At 70.7% G+C, this 17604-nt stretch carries 14 protein-coding genes; 4 read left to right on the plus strand and 10 right to left on the minus strand.

The genetic code is table 11. From position 1 onward, the window contains the following. Positions 1–5: 5 nt before the first annotated feature. The 4 genes from ABZ904_RS15345 to ABZ904_RS15360 all read right to left on the minus strand — a co-directional run bounded on the left by ABZ904_RS15345 (position 6) and on the right by ABZ904_RS15360 (position 2911). On the minus strand, positions 6–881 hold the full coding sequence (locus ABZ904_RS15345; protein ID WP_359394137.1) for a MerR family transcriptional regulator: 876 nt from the start codon (positions 879–881) through the stop codon (positions 6–8). Positions 882–956: 75 nt separating this feature from the next. Next, positions 957–1466, minus strand: a complete 510-nt coding sequence (locus tag ABZ904_RS15350) for a glutathione peroxidase (RefSeq protein WP_359394139.1) — start codon at positions 1464–1466, stop codon at positions 957–959. Positions 1467–1546: 80 nt separating this feature from the next. After that, positions 1547–2434, minus strand: a complete 888-nt coding sequence (locus ABZ904_RS15355) for a slipin family protein (RefSeq protein WP_361823517.1) — start codon at positions 2432–2434, stop codon at positions 1547–1549. A 210-nt stretch (positions 2435–2644) separates the two neighbouring features. After that, entirely contained in the window at positions 2645–2911 is a 267-nt protein-coding gene (locus ABZ904_RS15360) for a hypothetical protein (protein ID WP_359394142.1), read from the minus strand. Positions 2912–3316: 405 nt separating this feature from the next. Between ABZ904_RS15360 and ABZ904_RS15365 the strand changes: the two genes are divergently transcribed. Together ABZ904_RS15365 and ABZ904_RS15370 are read left to right on the plus strand one after the other, a co-directional pair. Continuing rightward, the gene (locus ABZ904_RS15365) at positions 3317–5758 is read left to right on the plus strand and encodes an N-acetylmuramoyl-L-alanine amidase (protein WP_361823520.1); all 2442 of its coding nucleotides are present in this window, start codon (positions 3317–3319) and stop codon (positions 5756–5758) included. A gap of 772 nt (positions 5759–6530) precedes the next feature. Further along, positions 6531–8066, plus strand: coding sequence for a PH domain-containing protein (locus tag ABZ904_RS15370; protein WP_361823523.1), 1536 nt, complete (start codon positions 6531–6533; stop codon positions 8064–8066). Positions 8067–8175: 109 nt separating this feature from the next. Here the strand turns inward: ABZ904_RS15370 and ABZ904_RS15375 are convergent, their stop codons facing one another. The 5 genes from ABZ904_RS15375 to ABZ904_RS15395 form a co-directional block, all read right to left on the minus strand. Beyond that, positions 8176–9042 (minus strand): hypothetical protein, encoded by an 867-nt coding sequence (locus ABZ904_RS15375; RefSeq protein ID WP_361823526.1) that lies wholly within the window; start codon positions 9040–9042, stop codon positions 8176–8178. Between the two features lie 9 nt (positions 9043–9051). After that, positions 9052–9585, minus strand: coding sequence for a SigE family RNA polymerase sigma factor (locus ABZ904_RS15380; protein ID WP_361823529.1), 534 nt, complete (start codon positions 9583–9585; stop codon positions 9052–9054). Between the two features lie 1036 nt (positions 9586–10621). After that, complete coding sequence (locus ABZ904_RS15385; RefSeq protein WP_360993467.1) at positions 10622–11131, minus strand: hypothetical protein; 510 nt, start codon at positions 11129–11131, stop codon at positions 10622–10624. 161 nt (positions 11132–11292) lie between these two features. After that, a complete protein-coding gene (locus tag ABZ904_RS15390; protein WP_359394155.1) occupies positions 11293–12006 on the minus strand; it encodes a DUF4232 domain-containing protein in 714 nt (237 codons plus the stop codon). Between the two features lie 273 nt (positions 12007–12279). After that, positions 12280–13386, minus strand: coding sequence for a hypothetical protein (locus ABZ904_RS15395; protein WP_359394157.1), 1107 nt, complete (start codon positions 13384–13386; stop codon positions 12280–12282). Between the two features lie 482 nt (positions 13387–13868). Between ABZ904_RS15395 and ABZ904_RS15400 the strand changes: the two genes are divergently transcribed. Both ABZ904_RS15400 and ABZ904_RS15405 read left to right on the plus strand, forming a co-directional pair. Next, positions 13869–14648 (plus strand): SDR family oxidoreductase, encoded by a 780-nt coding sequence (locus ABZ904_RS15400; RefSeq protein ID WP_360993473.1) that lies wholly within the window; start codon positions 13869–13871, stop codon positions 14646–14648. A gap of 555 nt (positions 14649–15203) precedes the next feature. Beyond that, entirely contained in the window at positions 15204–15512 is a 309-nt protein-coding gene (locus ABZ904_RS15405; RefSeq protein WP_359394161.1) for a hypothetical protein, read from the plus strand. Here ABZ904_RS15405 and ABZ904_RS15410 read toward each other — a convergent pair. Continuing rightward, positions 15509–17482: a zinc ribbon domain-containing protein gene (locus ABZ904_RS15410; protein ID WP_361823532.1), complete on the minus strand. Its 1974-nt coding sequence runs from the start codon at positions 17480–17482 to the stop codon at positions 15509–15511. The two genes, ABZ904_RS15405 and ABZ904_RS15410, sit on opposite strands and share 4 nt — an antisense overlap. Positions 17483–17604: the final 122 nt, after the last annotated feature.

Raw genomic sequence — 17604 nt, forward strand, 5'->3', positions numbered from 1 at the left:
CCGGCTCACCGCACCGGGAACGCCACGTCACACACCGCGTCCTCGGGCCCCGCCGCATCCCAGTCCGCGAAGTACACCTCCCGGCAGGGCCCCGCGTACTCCAGTCCCTGCTCCGCGATCCACGCCTCCACGGCCTCGAACGCCGCGAGGATCTGCGGATGCACCACCTGTGCCTTGGTGATGCGCGTGTACGCGAGCCGCTGTGCGGGCTCGATCCGTACCTTCGTCTCCCACGTCCGGCCCTGTGCCTCGGTCCAGGCCCGCGCGGCCTCCGGGTCCGCCACCGGCACGCAGGCCTCCGCGGGCCCGTCGCTCTCCTGCGAAACCTCCGAGTGGTAGACGACGAACGGTGCCCCGGTCGTCCCGCCGCACCCCCGCGCCGCCTCCTCCAGCCGCCCCAGCGACGCCCCAATCCACGCCGGCAGCTCGTCCACCAGCGTGTGCCGCGTCTCGGTGATCAGCACCTGCTCGGGCACGTCCACCGTCCCGATCTCGAACTTCCCGTACATCTCGGAGCTCCTCCCCGACAGTCGTCCACGGAGGTAGTCGGCAAGGGTCCGCTGTGCGGCGATCCGCACCTCCACGCCGGCCCAGTAGCCGGCGAGCATGGCGGAGGCCCGTACACCGTCCGACTCACGGGCCGTGAGCACTTCGGCCACCTGAGCGAGCGGCATGTCGAGCCGGCGCAGCAGGGCGACCAGACGGGCGCGTTCGACCTGGTCGGCCCGGTAGTAGCGGTAGCCGCTGGCCTCGTCGACGTACGCGGGCGCGAGCAGGCCGAGCCGGTCGTACAGCCGCAGCGCCTTCGCCGACAGCCGTGCACGGGCAGCGAAGGCGCCGATGGTCAGCAGATCGTTCCTCACCCTGTCATCCTCCGTCACCGGGCGCTTCCGCCCGGTGACGAGGACGCTCCCGCTTGCCCCAGGGGCAAGGTCAAGGAGGGGGGACGCGGGACGTCAGGCGATGGCCTTCTCCACAGCGGCCACGATCTCCGCCGACTCCGGCTCCGTCTGCGGCGAGAAGCGGGCGGCGATCCGGCCGTCCTTGCCGATCAGGAACTTCTCGAAGTTCCAGCGGATGTCCCCGGTGTGGCCCTCGGTGTCCGCGAAGCCCACGAGCCCGTCGTAGAGGGCGTGCCGACCCTCCCCGTTCACCTCGATCTTCTCGGTCATCGGGAAGGTCACGCCGTACGTCGCCGAGCAGAACTCCGCGATCTCCTCGGCGCTTCCCGGCTCCTGCCCGAGGAACTGGTTGCAGGGCACCCCGAGGACGGTGAAGCCCAGCGGGGCGTACCGCTCCTGCAGGCGCTCCAGGCCCGCGTACTGCGGGGTCAGCCCGCACTTGGAGGCCACGTTCACCACGAGGACGGCCTTGCCGGCGTACTGGGACAGGTTCGCGGAGCCGCCCTGCAGGGCGCCGATCTCGATGTCGAGGAGGGGGCTGCCGGTGTTGTCTGTAGTCGTCATGGAGCGGATGCTAACTCCGCTCCATGACGACCCAGGACAACGGACCCGGCCCGGCGGATCCGGGACCGCCGGCAGCGGGCTCAGGCTCCGGTGTTCCGGCCCTCGTCCCCGGGCGCGGATTCCGCCGGTGCCGGCAGACGCGGGTCCGCGGGCCGCTGGACCGCGGCGGCCGTGTCCTTGCCGTGCTGTGGCTCCTCGTCGTGCCCGAGTTTGCGGGCTGCCCGGTCGAAGTACCGCAGCAGTTCCACCGGGAACGGCATCACGAGCGTCGAGTTCTTCTCCGCGGCGACCTCCACGACCGTCTGGAGGAGCCGGAGCTGCATGGCCTCCGGGGTGTCCGACATGATGCGCGACGCGTTCGCCAGCTGCTGGGCCGCCTGGAACTCGCCGTCCGCGGTGATGACCCGGGCCCGACGCTCGCGCTCGGCCTCGGCCTGCCGGGACATGGAGCGCTTGAGGGACTCGGGGAGCTGTACGTCCTTGATCTCGACGCGGTCGATGTGGATGCCCCACCCGGCGGCCGGGCTGTCGATCATCAGAGCGAGCCCTTCGTGCAGCCGCTCACGGTCGGAGAGCAGATCGTCGAGATCGCTCTTGCCGATGATGGAGCGGAGCGACGACTGGGCGACCTGTCCGACGGCGAAGACGTAGTCCTGGACCTCGATGGCGGCCCGCACCGGGTCGGTCACCCGGAAGTACACGACGGCGTCGACCTTCACCGAGACGTTGTCCTTGGTGATGCCTTCCTGCGTGGGCACCGGCATGGTCACCACCTGCACGTTGACCTTCCGCATCCGGTCGGCGAACGGAATCAGGAACGTGACACCCGGCTGCCGGTGCTGCGGCAGCGCCTTCCCCCAGCGGAACACGACACCGCGCTCGACCTGGTTGACCACCCGCATTCCGCTGCGCAGCACGACGAGCGCAAAGACGGCAATCACCACGACCGCGACGACGGTGACTTCCATGGCACTTCACTTCCCTCACAGGGTGCCGAAGAGTGACACCCAAGTGGACATCCACGCACGGATCTTCGGATGCGGAAGCAGCGTCAGGAATTGGTCAAGAAAGCAGACGGCCGGGCTCAGGCGCCATGGCCGCCCCCAGGCGGTCCGAAGGCCGCGGTCGCGGTGAGGGCCGCCCTCGTCTTCCTCGGCGCTCTCACCAGCGCCGTGTTCCTACGAGGGGCCGGGTTGCGTGCGCGGGGACGGCACGCGGCACGGGGCGCCGGGCGGGAGGGCGGGTACCGGGAGGGTTGTCGCCGCCTGGCCGGGCGACCACTGGACGCACATGCCGTCGGTCGCGTTCGCCGGGCCGAGGGATTGCCCGGTATGGGCGTTCATGTGTGGAGATGTGCCGCTGGTGGCCCGGGCGCTCGACGGGAGGGCGATCGTCAGCACTCCGGCCACACCGACAGCGGCAACAGCCGTGGTTAGGCGCTTCATTGGAGATCTCCTTCAAGGCGGACGGGAGGATTCGTCCTCAAACGGTTACGTGCCGAAGCGTCCGCCCCCGGGCAACACTCCCGACCGGGCCCACCGAAGCCACCGGACGGACTATCAGATAAGCGGCCACGCGATCGACTTCAGTCGCCCCCTGATGCCCGCCGCCGGGCCCCGCATCCGGCAGTGACATTTGAGAACTCCGCGGCGCAGGGTGTATGGGGCACCTTCTGTGACAGTCGTGTGCCCCCGAGCAGCAGCAGTCAGGACGAGGGGGAATCCGGCGTGGCCCACGGGCGCCACGTAAGCGGCCCCCCCCCGCGTTCATCGTGTGGCCTGTGCAGCCACGATTCTTCAGGGTGGGGCATGAGAAGAGAGCACAGCGGCAGACGCGCGCGTCCTGCCGGGTTGAGAACGCGTGCCTGGGTGGCGGTGGGCGCGGTCGTCGCCGGAGGCACCGTGGCGGCGGTGGCCGTCGCGCTGACCGGGCCGGGCGGTGGCGCCGGAGCGTCGGCCGTGCAGGCGCCGATCCGGACGCATGTGCACTCGCTCTCGCTGACCGGGACCGACGCGTCGCTCAAGGCGCTGCAGGCCAGGTCCACAGCCCCGTTCAGCATGGTGGGCGTCACCTGGACCGGCGCCCACGCCAAACTGCGCGGCACGGTGGAGGTGCGGACCCGTTCCGCCGCCGACGGCCGGTGGACGCGGTGGCTGGAGATGCAGCAGCCGGACGAGATCCCCGACGCCGCCGAACTGAACCGTCCCGGCGTGCGCGGCGGCATGTCCCCGCTGTGGTCCGGGCCATCCGACGGCATCCAGGTCCGCGCGAGCGGCGCGCACGGGACGACCGCGCTGCCCGCCGGGCTGCGGGTGGACCTGATCGACCCGGGCAAGGCCTCCAGCAGTGGCGGGAGCAGCACGGGCGCCGGGATGGACCCGGCGGGCTACGCCGTGGACGCGACGGCCGGTGACTCCGCCACTCCGACGGACGACGCCACCGGTACGCCGACGGACACCGGCTCCCCGACCGACACCGCCACCGACAGCCCGAGCGCACCGGACACCACGACTCCGTCGGACTCCGTGTCCCCCTCGGTCACGACCGGCAGCCCGACGGCGACCGGCTACGCTTCGCCGTCCACCGCGACCTCCGCCCCCGTCTCCACCTCGCCCAGCGCGTCGGCCACTTCATGGCCGAGCCAGCTCCCGACGCTCGTCCAGGCGTATCCGTCCTGCCCGGCCGGCCCCTCCGCCTCGGCGTCGCCGGCGCCCGACCCGATGCCGGCCGCGACCACCTCGAAGGTCGCCCCGCCGACGGTGGTCAGCAGGGCGGGCTGGGGTGCAGACGAGTGCGCCCGGGAGACGGGCTACCCGACGTACGGCTCGGCGGTGAAGGTGATGTTCGTCCACCACACCGACACCCCCAACGACTACTCCTGCTCGGACTCGCCGTCGATCGTGCGCAGTCTGTACGCCGCGCACCTCAGCCAGGGCTGGCGGGACCTCGGTTACAACTTCCTGGTCGACAAGTGCGGGACCATCTTCGAGGGCCGCTTCGGCGGGCAGGCACTGCCCGTCGTCGGCGCCCAGACGTACGGGTTCAACACCAACAGCATGGGTGTGGCGGCCATCGGCACCTACACCGACCTCAGCGGAGGCGACTCCACGGAGACCACCTACACCGGAGCCGCGCCGAGCACGGCGATGCTGGCCTCCATCGCCCGGATCGCTGCCTGGAAGTTCGGCATGACCGGCGTGGACCCGGCCACCGGTACCGCCTCTCTGCCCGAGGGTTCCGCGGACAGTTCCGGCTTCACCCTGGGCAAGACCTACGGGTTCTCCGTGATCTCCGGGCACCGCGACGGCTTCGCCACCGACTGCCCCGGCAACCAGCTCTACCGGGCCCTGTCCACGATCCGCTCCTACGCGGCCGGCCCGGTCAGTGCCGTCACCGTCACCGGGATGTCCGGCGGAGCCGTCAAGTCCGGGACGAAGTACTACACCAAGAGCGCGGCCACGGTCAGCTGGACGACCTCCACACCGTCCGTGCTGATCTCGGGGTTCGACGTCCTGGTCGACGGCAAGAGCGTGGCGCACACCTCCGGGTCCGCCCGCTCCGCCACGTTCCCGGTCGCCTCCGGCAGCCACAGCGTCCAGGTACGGGCCACCCACGTCCGTGGATCGACCACGACGTCCGGTGCGATGTCCCTGGTCGGTGACACCACCGCCCCCACCTTCCCGGGCGCTCCCGCCGTGACCGTGCGCACCGGCACGGTCAACTCCACCGCGGTCCCGGTCACGGTGACCTGGAAGGCCGCGGACAGCGCGGCGCTGGCCAAGGTCGTGGCGACCTCGCCCTCGGCGGCCACCTTCGGCCCGACGGTGACCTCCTGGGCGACCAGCGCCAAGCCCGCCGCCTCCGACCTGTTCGCGCTCAAGGCGTACGACGCGGTCGGCAACACCGCCGCCACCTCCGTCACCCGCAAGCCGAGCATCATCCAGGAGACCTCCACCACCAGGACCGGCACCTGGACCCGTAAGAGCAGCAGCAGCTACCTGGGCGGATACTCCTACAGCTCCTCCTCCGCGAAGGCCTCGATCAGCTGGACCTTCACCGGGCGCTCGGTGGCCTGGATCGTCTCGCGGGCCTCCGCCTCGGGGCAGGCCTACGTCTACGTCGACGGCACCAAGGCCGCAACCGTGGACCTCAAGTCCTCCACCACCCAGTACCGGCAGGCGATCTGGACCAAGAGCTGGTCCAGCTCCGGCAAGCACACCGTGAAGATCGTCGTGGTCGGCACCTCGGGCCGCCCCGCCATCACCACGGACGGCATCGCGATCATCGGCTGACCGGCTGACCGGCTGACCGGCTGACCGGCTGACCGGCTGACCGGCTGACCGGCTGACCGGCTGACCGGCTGACCGGCTGACCGGCTGACCGGCCGACCGGCTGAAGACGGTGAGGGCCAACTCGTATGGCAGACGCCCCGAGTTGGCCCTTTCGTCGTGCCGGTGCCGGTGCCGGCGACACCGCCGCCGCTGCCGGCGGTCTGCGCCCTGCTTCTCGCCGACGGCCGCTTCTCGTGGCCCGATTGCCGGGGCGGCAGGAGGAATCTTGACGGCGTATTGATGCCGAGGCCCGTTGATTCTGTGTGCCGCGCGGCGTTGGATCTTCTGTGCCCGTGCGGGGGTGCGGGCGTAGGGGGCGGGGCGATGGCTGAGGGGGAGTGCCCGGGCTGTTCGGCGCCCGGGGGCCGGTGTTCCCCGTATCGGCGGACCGGATGTGAAGCCGCGGCGTCTTTGTCCCACAGCGCCTCCGCGGGATCTCGGCCTTGGGCCGCGATGCCTCTCACCCGCTGCGAGGGATCGCAGGCGACCACATGTTCCCGCCGCCGCACGCCGGCGTCCTCGGACCACGGAGCCAGGGCTTCGACGGGCCGTGGCACTCCGGCGCCGGCAGAGGCCGGGCGGGGACGCCCGGAACACCGACGGTCAGCTCTGTGTGCCGAGCGTCGTCGCTCGTCCGGCCCGCCGACCGGGGGTCTCCACTCGAGGGGCTGCCCAGCTGTCGGCCGAAGCCGTCCGCCACTCTTGCCGCCCGGCTGCTGAAGGGATTCCGCGCATGACGTCCGGCTCGGAAGTGACCTACCGTCCCCGCAGCAGGGGAGTCCTGTGGCCCTGCGTCGCGCTCGGGGCGGGCGGGGCGGGTCTGGCCTTTGCGGGCATTGCGCGCTGGGGCGAGGTCCCGCACGTCTGGGTGTACATCGGGCTGTCCGTCGCGGTGGTGGGCATCGCGTCGCTCTTCGCGGTCACCGCCCGGGTCGACGCCGACACGTACGGCCTGCGCTTCCGAACATTGCTGCACCGACGGAGCGTTCCCTGGCGTGACATCGCCGATTTCCGCGTACGCGTCTACCACAAGAACAGCGGCGGCGCCCGGGAGACCCGCGGCGTCATCCTGGTGCTGCGGGACGGGCACAAGCGGCTCCTTCCGCTGCCGCGCAGCTCGTCGCCCGACGACCAGGACTTCGACGCACGGGTGGAGGCGCTCCGCGCGCTGCACCGCCGCTACGCAACCCCGGAGTCGGGCCACCTCGTGGTCGTCTCGAGCCGCACCGCCGGGCGCGGCTGGGCGGGTTCGCTGAGCCTGTCCGCGCTGCTGCTCGCCGGCGCGGGCCTGTCCGCGTGGTTCGCGCCGTCCGCCGCGTCGTACCAGCACGAGTGGAGGTCCGCCACCCCCTGCACCGCCGCGACGCCCGCCGCGCAGCGCGGCGAGTGCCTGACGACCATTCCGGCCAGGATCGCCCGGACCGAGGCCCACCGCCCCAAGAAGTACAACAGCTGGCTGTACTTCACCGACGGCAGGCCGCTGGAGCGTCTGGAGGTCTCCTACGAGGCGGCCCAGGACTTCCAGGCCGGAGACGCCGTCGAACTGACCGTATGGCGCCACCATGTGATAAAGGTCGCCGGAGCGGGCCACGTGTGGAACAAGCATGTCCCTGCCCCCGGGGACATGTCCGTCCTCGCCGCCGTGCTGGCCCTCGCCGCGGGCTACCCAGGAGCCCTGGTGCTCCTGCGCCTGCGCGGGCGCCGACTGCCCGACGACGAGGTCCTTCCGTCGGCCCTCCCGTTCGCGGGCGCCCTCGCCGGTACCGCCCTGTGGCTGCTGCCCCTGTGCTACCTCCACCCCACGACGTTGCTCTCCTCGCACGTGGCGATCGGCTGGGAGGCCGCCGGCTCACTGGTCTCACTGGCCCTCTTCGTGTGGGCCTGGCGAGCCACCCGGATCCGTGCGCCCGAGGCACTCACGGCGGCCGCCCGGCCCGTCAAGGAAGACCACGAGGTGTTCCTGGCCGCACGCTTCCTGGAGCACACCGAGTACAACCCGCACGGCTTCGGCACCCACATAGTCCTCGGCGACGGCTCCCCCGCCGTGATCCCCCACTCCGGTCCGGGCCGGTTCGCGGCGAAGCGGATTCCGATGGAGCGGCTCACCGTCAAGAACGTGCGACGCGCCCGCGGCAGCGAGGGCGACATCGTCCCCAGCAGCTGGCACATCGCCGAACTCGACGACGCGGGCGAGCCGGTCCGCCTGGCGGCCGCCCCCGCAGACCTGACCCGCATCATCCGCGAGCTGCGCCCTGCCCCGGCTCAGTGAACAGCGCGGCACGAGCGATGACGGCTGGGGCGTAGAGCGTCGGTGGGCCCCTCCCGATCCGGCAAGGGCCCACTCACCTCAGTACCGCTCCTGCACCGCCACCGGCTCGTCAGCCGCCCGCGACGGAGATCTGCTTCTTCTCCATCGGGTGCTCGTCGGCGTACCGCACCAGCTCCAGGAACCTGGAGTCGGCGACGGCCGCCAGAAGTTCCTCGTTGGTGACGGGAGCGGAGGCCCTGGCTTTCGCGTCCGGGACGACTCCGAGCACGACGTCACTGTGCCCGTAGAAGAAATGGACCTCGGTGGCCGTGGTCCCGGTCGAGTCGGCCACCGTGCTGAGCGAGGTCGCCTTGATGCCGCCCGGCAGGGTGGCTTGCGCACAGCTTCCGCCCTTCACGGCAAGAGCAGCCGAGGGGCAGGGCCGCGCGCCGGAACCGTCGCCGGAGGGCCGTACGGAGAAGATGACGGGGAACACCTTCCCGTCCTTGGTCTCGGCCTGATACCGCGACACGGCGAGGTCGACGGGCCGGATCAGGCCGACGGTGTCCGGCAGCAGTTCGTCGAGGAGGACTGCCACCTGTTGCTGGAACTGCGCGCGCCGTTTCCGCTCGGCGGGAGGCAGTTGGGCCATCGCCCGTTCGTCGTCGCTCGTGGGCTCGACATGGACCGGCGTGCGGTAGGGCTCCGGCTCCTTGACCGACTCGTGCGGCGAGGGTGTGCCGCTCGTCGCGGGACGGACCGTCGTCGGGGTGCCGCCCCCGGCCGGCAGCGTCAGGGAACCGAACACCACCGCCCCGGCCACACAGGCGATCCCGGCGGCCAGCGCCAGACGGGCGCGCGCCTTGCGGCGTCGGCCCTGGGCGACCGCGGCGGGCACCAGGTCGAGCGAGGACGGCAGTTCCGCCACCGTACGCTCCATCGCATCCCTGACCAGCAGGGCGCTGCGGCAGTCTTCTTCGGACATGTTGGCTGTCATGACGGTTCCTCAGCTCCCCGTGGCGTAGATGTGGGCCTCGCCCAGTTGGGCGCGCAGCTTGGCAAGGGAGCGTGAGCACTGGCTCTTGACCGTGGACTTGCTGCACTTCAACAGCTCGGCGACGGACTCGACGCTCTGGTCCTCCCAGTACCGCAGCACGACCATGGCCCGCGCCCTGGGCGGCAGCCCGGCGAGTGCCGACATCAGCGTCACGCGCAGATCGGTGTGGTCGGGGGCGGGCCGGGGACCGGGACGGGCGTGCGCCAGCAGGTCCCGCAGCCGGCGCCGGCGCTCGGCCAGATAGGTGCGGGCCAGCACGGTCCTGGCATAAGCCTCGATGTGGTCGGCGGCACTTGCCCGCCGCCAGTGCTGGAACAGCTTGGCGAGCGTGGTCTGCGTCAGGTCCCGGGCGCTGTCCGGGTCCCCGCACAGCAGGTACGCGGTCCGGTACAACCGTCTCTGGCTCGCCAGTGCGAAGGCCTCGAAGCTCTCGGGCGCCTGGGACACCTGCGGCGCTTCGGAGCCCCGGCCGTTCTCCGGCATCTGCACTCCTTTCCAGGCTCTGTCTACGGCCCTGTCCTGTCACCCCTCTTCAGAGCGCTGCCGCACCCTAAAGGTTGAAACCGGATTCGCCCTCGTCCACGCGAGCCCCGGCTCGCAACGGCTGACGGTGTCCTCGGGCCCCAGGGGCAGTGGGAATCGGGCGCCGCCGCGACCGGCCCGCAGCGATCACGGACTCGCGACCTTCGCAGTCATCCCGGCGACGGACCCCGTCGAGTCTGTCCGCATTATCTGACTCCTCGTCACTTACTCTGACGCCGTCACACAGCGAGGGGTCAGGTGAGCAACGTGAACGAGACACCGGGAAGACCGCGGCGTCACCTCGTGCTCGGTGGAGCACTGATCGCCGTGCTCGTCCTGCAGTCGGCTTCGCTCGTCGCCCAGCAGATGCAGCTCGACGATCTTCACACGAGGCGCGGCCCCTCTGGTCCGCCCGGCCCCTCCGGTCCACCCGGCCCCACCGGTCCCGAAGGCCCCCGCGGGTTGGAAGGCAAGGACGGGAAGGACGGGAAGGACGGGAGGGAAGGGAGAGACGGCAGGGAAGGTCAGGACGGCCGGGACGGGCGGGAAGGCAGGGACGGTACGGGCGGCAAGGATGGTACGAACGGCAAGGATGGTACGAACGGCAAGGACGCCACCGCCAAACCGTCGCCGACCGAGTCCGCCGGCCACCGAGGGGGCGCCGCGAACAGGGCCCTCCCGGCCGACCCCTTCAGCCCGGACGAGCCGACGTTCGACCCTTGCGTGACCGAACAGGGATACGCGCAGCCGCCGACGCCCGCTGGACCGCAGGACCAGCGCGACTGCCCACCTGGTGGGTCGGCACCGCGCCCGGAGCGGGGAGCCGAGCCGGAGCCGTCCGGTTTATGAGTGCCCCTGCCGGACCTCTGGTGAAGGTCACCGGCACGGGTGCGTCCGGCGGGCGTGCGGCGGGATCGGGCACGCAGATCGGCACGCTGCCGTCCCTGAAGGCCGTCCCGGGCGTGCGGCGGCCTTCAGCGCTCTCGCGGCCCAAGTGTCATCGGTAGTCCTCCGGGTGGCCCTGCATCCATGAGTTGATCCTGTCGCGCGTTCCGGTGAGCAGGCCCTGGTGCCTCTTGAGCCTCGCGAAGGAGGTGTCGTCGCCCAGTTCGGCACGCAGTCTCGCGATCCATGCGAGGGGTTTCGCGAAATGTCCGGCACCCTGGGGGTCCGCTTTCATCGCCTCGTCGAGGCTGCCGAGTTCGTCGCGCACGCGGCCCAGGAAGTATTCGCAGTTGCCCGGGGTCGTGCATCCGTCGTTGTAGGTGGCCTGAAGCCGGGCGAACACATCGCGGACCTTCTCGACGCCCGGAGACGGTTCGCCCGTGCTCTCGGGGGTCGGCTCCTCGGTCGCGGCGGCCGATGCCGTGCTGCGGACACCGCGGCCGGGAGTCTGCCCGTCGCTCGACGTGTCAGCCGGGCTGCCCGAGCAGGAGAGCAGGAACGAGGCCAGGGTCACGACGAGTATGGATGCACCGAAGGTGTGCCGTGCGCGCATGTCGATCATGCCCGTACGACTCCTCAGCGGGCGCAAAAGTTGTGCCCCGCATCAACTGCCGGGCCGATCGTGGCGCGAGTCGGCGCGGGCTCAAGTCCCGCACCCACCAAGGCTGTCGTGAGGTCATGGCCGGTGACCCGGCCCTTTCCCGGGCTGCGTGCGGGAACGCGTCACTCGCCGACCGGACCGATGAACGTCCCCGGGTGGGTCGCGCCGTCCTGCTTCAGGACGGCGCCGAACCGCCAGGGCAGGTCGTAGGAGGTGCGCTGGTTCGGTGCGGTGATGACCACCGTGGTCGGACTGAACGCGCCGGAGTCACCGCTCTGCGAGACCAGATAGGTGATGGTGAAGTGGGCGGACGCCCCGCTCGCCACGGTGACCTTGTGCGGGGCGGTTCCCTCGCGCATCAGCGACCACTGCTCACCGCTGTTGACCAGGTCGACGCCCGGGAAGCCGTACATCGAGCAGGCGTGCCCACTCTTGTTGGTGAGCGCCACGGTGGCCTGCATCTGGCCGCTGCCCCCGGAAGGAGCCGTCTTTGTGCCCGCCCAGGCGTAGCCGAGCTGGGAGGCCTGGCAGGCGGGTACCGAGCCACTGGCCGCCGTGCCGGTGCCGGTGCCGGTGCCGGTGCCGGTGGCGCCGCCCTTGCTCCCCGTGGAGCCGGCCGAACCGGTGGAGGCCGCCGACGGTGCGGAGGCGGTGCCGCCTCCCGTGGTGGTGTCCGTGGTGGCGGAGTCGCCGGGTGCGGGGGCGGCGTTGCCGGAGACGGCCTTCGGCGGGGTGCCGTCGCCGTTGCAGGCGGTGAGCAGGGCCATCAGGAGGGCGGCGCCCGTCAGGGCCACGGCGCTCTTGCGGAGGCGAAGGTTCGCACGACGGTTCGACATGGGGTCCCCCAGGGATTCGTGGTCCGGTCTTCGGTCCGGCTCTTTTGCCGGACACCCCATGTGATGTGGCCCTCTGCGGGGAAGTTCGAAGATCGCTGTCACGGGCCCGTCGCGGGTGTGTCACGTCTGTCACGAGGAGTGTCACGAGCCCGTGACACGTGGTCAGGCCAGCGCCTCTTGGCGGCAGGCAGCAGCACTGGACGTGAGGAAGCCACGCAGCCGGCGGGTCCGGACGCGAGACGAGATGCTCGTCCCGCGTGCTCCGTCCTCCCGTCAGATGACGGTCACCGTGAGGACCGTGGTGTAGGTACCGGGTGTCGTGGAGGTCGGGGCGTCGAGGTCGAGCGTCGCCCCGAGACCCGCGGTGCCGGGGCCGATCCCGGTGGCCAGGGTCCGGGGATCCTTCAACCCACTGCCGTTGCCGGGGACGAGCGGGGCGCCTGCCGTGACGGTCTGGACATTGCCGCGGTCGACGACGGCGGGGGTCCAGGTCAGGCTGGCCGCGTCGATGGTGCCGCCGGCGGAATCCGTGAAGTCGCCGACCTGGCCGGAGGCCGTCCAGCCGACGCTGCCGGGGCGGCTGTCGGTGACGGTGATGGGGCTCATCTGCCCTGAGGTGTGGAGGTACGCGCCCGACGGGTCGAGCACCGGACTGGGCAGCATGATGTGCTCGTCGCCCGCGATCGAGATCGCCAGCGCCCCAGGCTCGAGCGTTGTCCTGATCGACTCCGTCCAGCCTCCCGGGATGTCGCACGACGGGCTGCCCACCCGGTCGCACTCCTGCGGCTGCGGAACGTCCTGGAGCTCGGCGGCGGACGAGGCGGCGCAGCCCGACGTGTCGACCTCGCTGAGCGAGGATCCGGGAATGCGGGACATGACGTCGAGGCCGCTTCGGACCAGATCGGGCGGCAGCGGTGCGTAGCCCAGGCCGCTCTGTGAACCCTGGTGGCACAGCGCATAGGAGGCGAACGAGCTGAGCGACTGCCCCTTCGCCGTGGTGAATGTGCCGCCCGTCGTGGTCGGGACGATCAGATAGCTGACGAGCGGAAGTGGATAGGTCCGCGGATCCGGATTGCTGTAGGCAGCGCTGAGACCGACGGGGCCGGAGGGGTCGGACGGGGCTGAGGAGAGCCCGATCGCCACGGCGCCGGCGCTGGGGGCTGCGTAATATCCCGCGTGGTTCAGCAGTTCGGCGGTCGGGTCCTGGGCCCATGTCGAGCCGGCGCCCGCAACCGGCGCTCCGGCCGCGTGGGCGGGGGAGGCACCGCCCATGGCGACGAGGAACACCGCTGTCGCCGTGGCAGCGGCGCCCCTGGACCAGCGCCGAAGCCGTGCCCGTGGGGAGTTCCCCCGTAGTGCCGGCACGCGCGGTCGCGTCATCGTCCCCCCTTGTGGTGAAGCACGATGCCCGTGCCCGTACTGCGTCGAGGGCCACCCCCTGGACTTCGACCGCATCGCGCAAGGGTGCATTCGTCGCTGCAATCGAGGACGAAGGAAAGGTGAAGGACGAACGGCCGATACGCCAACTCCCCGGCAGAGAGGAGTTCACCTGCCTGCCGCCGTCAGCAGACCCCTCCAGACTGACGGGTACGACAGAAGAAGCCTGGGGCTTAGACCAGTTCGGACGCGACGGGCCCTGCCGCTGTCGGTGGTGTCGGCCGAATTCACGTAGTGGAGCCCATCACGGCAGGCCCCCGTGTCGGCGAGACCGCAGAACTACGTGGGCAATCAATAGCCAGCCACGGCGCGACCCGTTGGACACGTTCGTTGCGGGAGAGCCGGTTCGACACCGTTCACGTAGAGTCGCCAGTCGGACGTGGTGCCCACCACCTGCCTGCAGAGCTCGTGCCCGGAGGACGAAAATGACCTCGCAGCCCTACCTCACCGAACTCTTCTCACTGGAGGGCCGGGTCGCCCTTGTCACCGGCGGGAGTTCAGGGATCGGGCGGGCCATCGCTGGGGCCCTCGCCCACGCCGGGGCGAGGGTCGTGATCGTGGCGCGCAAGGAGAAGGAACTGGCCGCAGTGGTCGAGGAGTTGGTGGTCGACGGTTGCCAGGCGGCGTGGGTGAGTGCCGACCTGGGCACGCGCGACGGGGTACGGACGGCAGCTCGCGAGGCGGCGACGGTGTTCGGGGAGCCGGACATCCTCGTCAACTCTGCTGGCATCAACCTGCGCCCACCGCTGGGCGAGCTGACGGACGAGGTGTGGGACGCCACCATGGCGGTGAACCTGGAGGCCCCATATCTCCTCGGACAGTGCTTCGGCCCTGGCATGGCCGTGCGGGGCTTCGGACGGATCATCCACATCACCTCGCAGCAGGCCCACCGGGCCTTCGTCCAGAGCGGTGCGTACGGAGTGTCCAAGGGCGGCCTCGAGTCGCTGGCCCGCTCGCAGGCGGAGGCGTGGTCCCCGTACGGCGTCACCAGCAACACGCTGGTCCCCGGCTTTGTGATGACTCCGCTGAACGAGCGCCTGTCCGCCGATCCGGCCAAGGTGGCGGAGCTCGCCGCCCGGACGATGATCGGGCGCAACGGTCTGGCGGAGGACTTCGCGGGCGCGGCGGTGTTCCTGGCGAGCCGCGCATCCGCGTACATCACCGGCCAGTCGATCTTCATCGACGGCGGCCTCTCGGTCCACTGATGCGTGCAGCCGGTTCTGAGGGCAGTCCGAAAGGACGGGTCCCACAGCCTGGCCAAGCACGTGGAGATCGCACTCGGGAACTACGTGCGCGACTGCGGGGCGGGCCTGAAAGGGAGGGTCGCGCGATGCCTCGACGAGGCCGTTGACGTCGTACACCGACCCTGTCGGCCACCCGGCCCCGCACTTCTCTCAATCGGCCGGTGTCCGCCCGGCCTCACCCGGTAAAGTGGTGACCTTCGGTCGGCAGACGCCGTACGGAGTCCTCGAAGGCCGGGCACATCATGCATCTCGCCGACCGTCCAGCACGCCGCCGCCTCAGCGCCGCCCTGGACAACCTCGCCGTCACCTTCCGCGGTATGACAGCGCACCCGGACGAGAACAACTGCGAGTGTCACTGGGGCAGTTCGGAGGAACTCTCCCTGTTGAAGACGCCGGACGTGGAGCTGGAGCCGGATCTTTTGTACCGGACCTGGCGGGCCATCGACTGGACCGATCACGCAGCCGTGCTGCGGCGCATCCTGCCGCAGTTCGTCCACAGCTCTGGTCGCCGGTCGCGTGGAACCGCTGTTCGGACTCGAAGAGGCCGGGTACTCCTTCGCCCGCGGCCGCTGGCAGCAATGGCCTGACGAACACGCCGGTCCGGTACGCGAGTTTCTGCATGCCTGGTGGGAGCAGAGCCTCACCGATCCGGACGCGGTCGTCCCGGCGCACCAGGTCTTCGTGCTGTGTGCCGAGGCGTCCGGAACGCTCGGCCCCTGGCTTGCCGAATGGGAGAAGCAGACCGGGTACCTCAGCGACCGGCGTCTCGCCGAGGCGGCGGCGCAATGGGAGTACGAGCTTCTGGGGGACAGCGTCTCTGATTAGCTATGCGATCCTGGGTTGGATTGAGTTTCCGGGATCGTTTCCCACCGTGGTGGGGAGGCGTGGGCGTGGAGGTGGAATCCCGCGCCGAGTGCCGCTCCTCGTGGCTGGTGGCCGGTGGTGGGTGTGCTGATCGTGTTCACGCCCTGGTGTCGGTGGGCTGCGCGGGGCAGCCGGGTCCGGTCCGTGTGAGCGTGTCCCTCCGGACGCTGGCCGGCAGGACCGCGAGGCCGTGCCGGGGAGGGTGCCCTGCGTCGCCTGGGCGCGGGGCGTGGGGAACGACGCCGGGTGGAGCCGGTCTTGGACCGGTCCTTCCGGCTGGTCTTGGCAGTCGGTGTGACGACCGCGTTCGCTTCCAGGTTGTCGAGGACCGTCCGGATCACCATGTGGCCGCTGGTGCGGTCGGAAGCGGTCGTGGCCTGGTGGGCCAGGCCGCGGGCTGCGATACGGCGCCAGGCACCGTGGTCGCGGTCGCCCTGCCAACGGCAGTCCTGGTTGGGGCAGATGGCCCATTTCCATCCCGGGATGGTGGGCTGGTCGGGGGCTTTGCGGTGCCGCAGCGGGGTCAGGCAGTGCGGGCACAGTTTGGAGGTGTTGCGGGCTGGAACCGTGACGACGGCGATGCCCTGTTCGGTGGCGAGGTGCCGCATGCGGTCGGCGATCTGTCCGCGGACCTGCTGGGACAGGCGGGTGTTCAGGGTGCGGCCCATGCCCCCGGCTTCCATCGACCGCAGATCCTCGACATAGACCACCGTGGCCCCGGCCGCGATGGCCTGGTCGACGGTCCACCTGGCGGCAGCCCACGCGAGCGCGTCGTTGAGGTTCGACCGGCGGTTGGACACGTGCTGGATCTCGCTGCGCAGCACGTCCAGCTTGGGGGCACGCCGGTGGTCGTCGTGGCCTGCGATCAGCCGTTCATAGTGGTCGGCTTTGGTGTGCAGTCGCTCCGAGAGGCGGCGCAGGCGGTGCTGCTTGGCGAGCACACCGGCGGCCCGGAACTGGGCGCCGGCACCGAGCGCGGTGATCCGCCCCTCGCCGTTCAATTGCACGGCGCCCGCGCTGAGGAGCGTGTTCAGGCCCCAGTCCACGCCGAGCGCCACCGTATGACCGGTGCGGTGGGCCTTGGGGACGGCGTGGGTGTAGGCCAGGTCAGCGCGCACGGTGTCACCCGCGAGGCGGAGGGTGGGAAGGTGGAGCACCGCCGCTGCGGGGACCGTCGGCGGCAGCGCGATGGGGCAGGCCACCCACGTCCAGTCCCGGTAGGTGGTCGGGTCGGGGCGGGTGGGCAGTTGAAGTCGTAGCAGCGCCTGCCCGGTGTCGGTTTCGGAGCGTTCGATCGTGGCCTGCTGCCCATCGCACGCGGCGAGCAGCAGCAGGCGTGCCACCTTCGGGGCGCCTTCAAGTTCGAACACGTCTACAGGCAGATGGCCGTTGGACTTGAGATACGTGGCCGCCTGCCGGGTGCGGGCCTTGATGATGCTGGACGGCAGATGCTCCCCGCCACAGATCGCCGCCCGAACCTGATCCCACTCTCTCGGGGTGCGCTTGCTCGGATTGGCCGGCCACGTCGCCAGCACCCCCAAGACCACATTGGCGCGCCACTTCACCGAGCGCAGCGCCCGCCCGGCCTGCTCCTGGGCCATGCGCACGATCCGGTCGTTGACCTTCACGCCCTCGGGCGGGGCGGCACTCCAGCCCAGACGCCGCAGCGCCATCCACGCGTTCGACGGCAGATTCCGACCGACCTCGTCCACGCCGGAGGCGACTACCTTCACATCACGGCTGTTCCAACGCTCGGCGAGCACGACAGACACCATGCCCGCCACCAGGTCGCTGCACCAGCCGATGCGTTCGGCCAGCATGGCCTGGGTCAGGACTTCGCCCGTCTTCTCATCCACGCCGGTGCGCACAAGGGTGCGGGCGCACGCGGTGCGGGAGGTCTCACCGTCGGCGAGCAGCGGTTTCCGGCTCACTGGTGACTACCGGCCTGGCATTGCCCGGACTCGGCCAGCAGGCGACGCCGGTTCTCAGCCGACCGCATCCCGTACAGGCGGCCGGCGAACGTGGTGACCAGCGACGCGAAGTCCTCAAGGAG

The organism is Streptomyces sp. NPDC046900 (genome assembly GCF_040644975.1).
GTDB lineage: Bacteria > Actinomycetota > Actinomycetes > Streptomycetales > Streptomycetaceae > Streptomyces.